General features: G+C 40.2%; 3 protein-coding genes and 1 pseudogene. 3 read left to right on the top strand and 1 reads right to left on the bottom strand.

Going from position 1 to position 4877, the window contains the following annotated elements:
- Positions 1 to 71: 71 nt before the first annotated feature.
- The 3 genes and pseudogenes from vgrG to A9G35_RS07380 all read left to right on the top strand — a co-directional run bounded on the left by vgrG (position 72) and on the right by A9G35_RS07380 (position 4461).
- Positions 72 to 3329, top strand: a pseudogene (gene vgrG / locus A9G35_RS14000) (type VI secretion system tip protein VgrG).
- A gap of 9 nt (positions 3330 to 3338) precedes the next feature.
- Positions 3339 to 3881 (top strand): hypothetical protein, encoded by a 543-nt coding sequence (locus A9G35_RS07385; protein WP_065636314.1) that lies wholly within the window; start codon positions 3339 to 3341, stop codon positions 3879 to 3881.
- A 244-nt stretch (positions 3882 to 4125) separates the two neighbouring features.
- Positions 4126 to 4461 (top strand): hypothetical protein, encoded by a 336-nt coding sequence (locus tag A9G35_RS07380; RefSeq protein WP_065636313.1) that lies wholly within the window; start codon positions 4126 to 4128, stop codon positions 4459 to 4461.
- A gap of 10 nt (positions 4462 to 4471) precedes the next feature.
- On the opposite strand, the gene A9G35_RS07375 is transcribed toward A9G35_RS07380, so the two are convergent.
- Positions 4472 to 4877 (bottom strand): integrase core domain-containing protein (locus A9G35_RS07375; protein WP_176701407.1); only part of this gene is annotated, 406 nt, incomplete at its 5' end.

Below are 4877 nucleotides of genomic sequence, written 5' to 3'. Positions count from 1 at the left end.
AGCCATTAACAGAAGCAATACGCTCACTAGGTGGCTTACCTGCTATCAGTGACGGGCGCATACTTCATGGGGTGGTTACCGCATTTAGTCAGCTATCGGTCAGTAAAGAGCAAGCGCATTATCAAGTTGTTTTATCATCCCGCTTAGCGTTGTTAGCCATGAAAAAACAGTGTGCCATTTTTCAAAACTAAAGCGTGGTAAGTGTAGTGGAATCGATACTGCGCAGCCATGGTTTTACCGGCATTGATTACCGCTTGGAATTAAAAGACACCTACCCGTCTCGAGAATTTATTACCCAATGGCAAGAAAGTGACCTTGAGTTCATACAACGCTTATTGGCGGATGTGGGGATTTGGTTTCGCTTTGAAACCCATGCTGAGCACAACTGTGATGTCATGGTGCTAAGTGATTATGAGCAAGGTTATGCTCAGGTTGCTGATATTGATAACAAACCACCGAGTGGCACCTTAGATGGTGGCACCGAAAGCGTTTGGGATATTCGCTTACACAGTGCCGTGGTGGCCTCATCAGTTGAGGTAAATGATTATAACTATCGAACCGCCAATACGGATTTGCACAAAGACATCAATACCCAACCGAAAAGCACCACCACCTATGGCACTGATTACCGTTATGAAGAGCACTACAAAGGACTCAATGATAACGGTCAAACCAATGGCGCTAATGGCAATGATGATAACGATGGTGAGAGTGATAATCGTGATAATGACACCTACATCGAAAGTGGTGAATGGTATGCACGCCTACGGCACGAACAAAAAATCAGCCAACAAGTTATTATTCACGGTAAAAGCAACCGCTACGCGCTAGCACCGGGTCAATGGATTAATCTCAACGGCAGTCCACTGAATAATATCAATGACGGCGTAATTATTTTAAGTGTACAAGGACAAGGTAACCGCACCGATGCATACGAGCTAGAATTTACTGCGATTCCTTATCAGGCATTAACGCTCTACCGCCCGACGCCTATCCGCTGGCCCCAAATCAGCGGCACCTTACCGGCAAGGGTCACTAGCCCCGACAATGACACCTATGGCTATATTGCCCCCCAAGGACGCTACCGCGTTAAATTTAACTTTGACCTAAAAACATGGAAAAATGGCGAAGAAAGCCTTTGGATACGTTTAGCCAAACCGTATGCAGGCAGCACCTATGGCTTTCACTTTCCCTTAATTGACGGCACCGAAGTGGTCATCGCCTTTATGAACGGCAATCCCGATAGGCCGTATATAGCCCATGCCATGCACGACAGTGACCACCCTGACCCTATCACCACCATCAACAAACACCGCAACATCATTCGCACCCCGGCTAATAACAAACTGCGCATGGATGATAAACGCGGGCAAGAGCACATCAAACTGGCCACCGAATACGGCAAAACGCAACTTAATTTAGGGCATTTAGTTGATAATAAAAAACACCAACGTGGTGAAGATTTTGAACTACGCACCGATGAATGGGGTGCGATTGCCGCCAATAGAGGCTTATACTTAACCACCCAAACCCAGCCCAAAGCGCAAGGCAAACAGCTCGATATGCAAGCGGCAATCACCCAACTTGAAAATGCGCTCTCCATTGCCAAAGCGCTACAAAATGCCGCCACCCAGTCTGAAGCGCACAGCGCCGATACCGACAGCCAAGAACAACTTAAAGCCAACTTAACGCAGCTAACCCAAAGTGGCTTACTGGCCTATGCGCAAGAAGGCATCGCCCTAACTAGCCCTGAAAATATCCAACTATCGACAGCTAACAGCCTCACCCTTACTAGCGAAAATCAAACCGACATCAACGCTTTAAACATAAGTTACTGGAATAAATTCCCGTTATCATTAGATAACAGCGTTTCCCCTCAGGAAAAAAAGCGTAATACGGTATGTTATCCTAGAACCGTGTCCCTAATTTCCTTAGAGAATGAAGGCTTGATAGCGATAGATGATGAAGCGGCGAAATGGGCGCAAGTGACGGCACTGAATGAGCAAACGCTACCGATACAAGGTTGGGTGAATACAGAAGAAAATATGCAAGCGCATATAAAAGTTGTTAGTCCTTGGCACTGGCCTGGATTTGAAACGATAGAAGAAAAGGCCACGGTAGGTGAATTATCTGACAAGATAGGCAAGAATAAAGTAGCGAAATTGGATTTAGATGATTACACGCCGGCGATGAAAGCGCTACACCAAATTTTGACAGGGACACTGATATACTCAACCCAACGAAAAAAAAACCTACCGCCACCGACTTTTACGGATAGGGATTTAAAAGAAGGATTACGCCGAAGCTGGACAGCGGAGTTGATAGGGCATTTATTGGTGAAATATGAAAGCGAATGGTATGCCGATGAAGCGTTAAGCAAATGGAATGAAATTGATGACTTATTTGAAGAAGAAAAAAAGCAACAAAAAGCGCTGATTGAAGCGGGATTAGATGAGCTTGGTATCACCGAGCCTTATCAGATAGATGGGGTCATGCAAAAAGTAGACGAAGCACATGAACATGTCAAAGCAAATTGGCAACTAGAAAAAGCGCAACGCATCAAACCATCACTGTGGTGGCAACAAGTGGCACAAGTGCAAGCTCAAACTCAAACTCAAACAACCAGCACTGAACAAAGCGATGCGAATGCTAATACCCCTAAACTATCCAATCTATCAACTGACGGCAAGGCGTGGTTTATTCATCCGGTGGCGATGGTGGATTATTTTAAAGTTGAAAAAAATAAAGGCGTTTGTCCTATAACACCTGACTATAGAAGTCATTTTGTTTTACATTGTACTGATGGAAATATGTCAGAAGATACTATCAAGGCAATAAATAATGTTAACAATCCAGATAAAAAAATAAGGAGTAAAGCTCATAAATATATTATGAGAAATGGAGATGTAATTGAAATATGGCCTTTTACCGAAAAAAATGTATGGGCTACAAAAGCTGAGTCTAGAAATAATTTAAAAGGAAGAATGTTCCATGTCGAAATCAATTATAAAAGTCCGGATGTACCTACAGATAACCAATATCAAGCTCTTGCTGATTTATATATTGAAGCTTCCGATATTGAAGGATGTTGGCCAATTATAGTACCTCATATAGAAGTTGATAGAGGCATTCCAAATGGTCATGGTGCTCCTACAGACTTTGATTATAATAAATTTTATTCTATCTTAAGAAGTAGAAATGTACCGATAGATAATATTCCTCATTTCGAACATGAACGGTATTGGGGATATAGCAAATCAAAAATTCCATTTGCAAATGATAAATATTCATGGCCTCCAATTTTATCTGGAAATCCGCATAAAAAATAAGGTTATTATATGAAAAAATTAATTTTATTATTTTTGCTATTACCTAACTTGTTATTAGCTCAAGAGGTATATACTAATTCATCCTATCAAGAATTTTTATCTTTAGGAAGCATGGAAAATGGTAAGCAGAATTTCTTAAATCTTAAAAACGGAACGATAGATTGGATAAATTTATCAGAGCTACAGAAAATGGAACAAACAGATATGTTATCGCCACATACTTTTTGGGATAAAGTTAACAAAAACTCTATAGGTTTTTATGCTAATGGTTATGAACCATTTTGGAATGCTAAAATAAGTAAGAATAAATTGCAATTCATATCTCTAAAAGAAAAAAATATAAATATTGCCATAGATATAAAAAATTCTTCTTTAACAAGAAATTTTTTGGTTATTTTTCATTCTAAAGATGGTGTATATGGCTTAATTCGTAGTCTTACCAAAGGAACTTTTTGTGAAGCAAATCTTGATGAGATAACTTCAATATATGAAATTTTTATTGATTATAAAGGTGAAATATTTGAAGGTTGTGCATATTTAGATAAATTATAAATTGTTTTTAATAGTAAAAAACCACGGTAGGTGAATTATCAGATAAGGTTGGCAAGAATAAAGTAGCGAAATTGGATTTAGATGATTACGCGCCGGCGATGAAAGCGCTACACCAAATTTTGACAGGGACACTGATATATTCAACCCAACGGAAAAAAAACTACCGCCGCCGACTTTTACGGATAGGGATTTAAAGGAAGGATTACGCCGAAGCTGGACAGCGGAGTTGATAGGGCATTTATTGGTGAAATATGAAAGCGAATGGTATGCCGATGAAGCGTTAAGCAAATGGAACGAAATTGATGACTTATTTGAAGAAGAAAAACAACAACAAAAAGCACTTATTGAAGCGGGATTAGATGAGCTTGGCATCACCGAGCCTTACCTCCGTGATTTTGCCTTAGATGTGGTAGACGAAGCGCATAAACATGTCAAATCAAACTGGCAACTAGAAAAAGCGCAGCGCATTAAACCCTCACTGTGGTGGAAACAAGTAGCACAGGTGCAAGCTCAAAATCAAACAACTAGCACAGAACAAAGCGATGCGAATGCTAATTGTAGTAGCTCAAACTTAATCTGACAGACGCATATTACTCATCGGCTTTCATTTTAACAAAATGCGTGTCCGATGAGCAAAATAAATTCTCCAATTGCTTTTCCTTAACCAACCCTTTTGCATCATTCCATGTTTGCCATGGTGTCTTCCCATAACAATATTTTCCTGAATGCGCTCTTTCTCGATTGTAAAATTCAAGCCATTGCTCAATATCGTTTTGTATTTCACTCAATTGCGTGTAAATCTTACGTCGAAATAAAATATCATAACATTCTGTTTTCATCGTCTTATGGAATCGCTCACAAATACCGTTTGTTTGTGGGCTGTAGGCTTTGGTCTTGGTGTGTTCAATATCTTCTAGATTAAGATAAAGCTCATAAGCATTGCTCTCCTTATGGACATTATATTCCGTACCTCGGTCTGTAAGAATGCGTAACAGC

Origin of the sequence: Gilliamella sp. Choc5-1 (assembly GCF_001690595.1) — a bacterium.
GTDB lineage: Bacteria > Pseudomonadota > Gammaproteobacteria > Enterobacterales > Orbaceae > Gilliamella > Gilliamella apicola_M.
This window is presented reverse-complemented; position numbering and strand designations above follow the sequence as displayed.